The sequence below is a fragment of the Moorena sp. SIO3I6 genome, from assembly GCF_010672095.1.
This window is the reverse complement of sequence record NZ_JAAHHU010001371.1, coordinates 1-1,376: the sequence shown is the minus strand read 5'-3', so window position 1 is coordinate 1,376 and position 1,376 is coordinate 1. Positions and strand designations below refer to the sequence as shown.

At 42.1% G+C, this 1,376-nt stretch carries 1 protein-coding gene and 1 pseudogene; one reads left to right on the top strand and one right to left on the bottom strand.

Features of this window, described 5'->3' with window-relative positions; translation table 11 throughout:
- Positions 1-541 (top strand): choice-of-anchor E domain-containing protein (locus F6K49_RS49420; protein WP_293110093.1); only part of this gene is annotated, 541 nt, incomplete at its 5' end.
- A gap of 395 nt (positions 542-936) precedes the next feature.
- On the opposite strand, the pseudogene F6K49_RS49415 reads toward F6K49_RS49420, so the two are convergent.
- Positions 937-1,376: pseudogene (locus F6K49_RS49415) on the bottom strand (dolichyl-phosphate-mannose--protein O-mannosyl transferase); the annotation flags it as partial.

Genomic DNA, 1,376 nt, shown 5'->3' with positions numbered 1-1,376 from the left:
CGGTACCCTTGATTCCGTGACCATAGAATTTAACGGGCTAATGTCAGGGGACCCACGGAGCGAAAGCCTAGACGCAAAGCCAGCAACTCTGACTTGGAATCTGGAAGGCTTATTCACATTGGTCGGAGCAAATAATACAACCCTGTTCACACAGACAGCAAGAGTACGAGATTCAGCCGTTGTCGCTGCCTATGATGGCACATTAGATTTTCAGGGTGAGTCTGCCGTTTCATTTATCGGACTAACCGGTAATGTATCCGGTGAGAAAACCTTCACAAATGATTCAGTGTTTAATGCATTCCTAGGCACTGACCCCGTAGACTTTTTATTCTCTGCGGAAACCATATCAATGGTTACCGGGATCGCTAATATCGTCAATGCGATCGCAACAAAAGCCCAAGGGGATGTTCAGGTTACTTACAACTACACACCAACACCAGATCCAGAGTCAGTACCAGAACCCGCGACTCCCCTTGGCTTAGGTTTAGTCCCAGGACTAAAACTGTTGTGGCAACGAAAGGCGAAAGATGTTAATTGTTAATAGCAAATTTTCAATTGCTCTAAGTGATATCTTTTAAAGCCACTTATGTTAAAGCTGTTTCGGTTTATTTAGGTATTAATAAAAATACATCAATATAACGTTTATCCTCGATAGGATTATTGAATACTTAATGCTTTTAAATTTGAAATATTTTCCTGATATAATTAGGAAATTTCTCAGTGCTATCTAGGTTTATGTTATTATTATATACCAGCAACAGCCGGGAAAATAAATGGTGACAAACTTCCCACTCCTCATTATCTAAAACATCAATAGGTGCTGAACCCTGATAAGCTGACACGCATTTAAATTGAGATTTTTGAAGCCTAAAGCTCTTACAGCAAGGCTTGTGAGCGATCAAAATAAATGCTTAACAGCTTAGTAATAAATTGTCCCTAAATCCAGGAGCGGAACCACATCCGCAGCTGATAACCTGACTCAGACAAGGGTAGACCTAAGTAAATTGGTAACCAGAATATAAAAGCTAGTACAACTACCAAGATGACAGTGAAACCAGCACTACGATACTGGTTTTTCTCACTGTGTAGCCAGCGGTCAACTAGCCACGCCAGTGCTAATCCAGAAAACACTGAAGCTCCCATGTAATGATAAAGAAACGTGCAGCGAGTCACTTTCGTCCAGGGCAATAGGTTAGCGGCGTAGTTTACGATCAAATAGAGGGTAATCCAGGTATAGGAGGTTGGTATAGATTTCCAGCCCACCCCTTCTAAGATGCGTTGGGTTAACAGCAGCAGCAGCAACAAAATTGCTGTAGTCGAGAGCCACCATAGGAAAGGATTGCCCATGGCATGGACATCATAGATTACATTGCTCG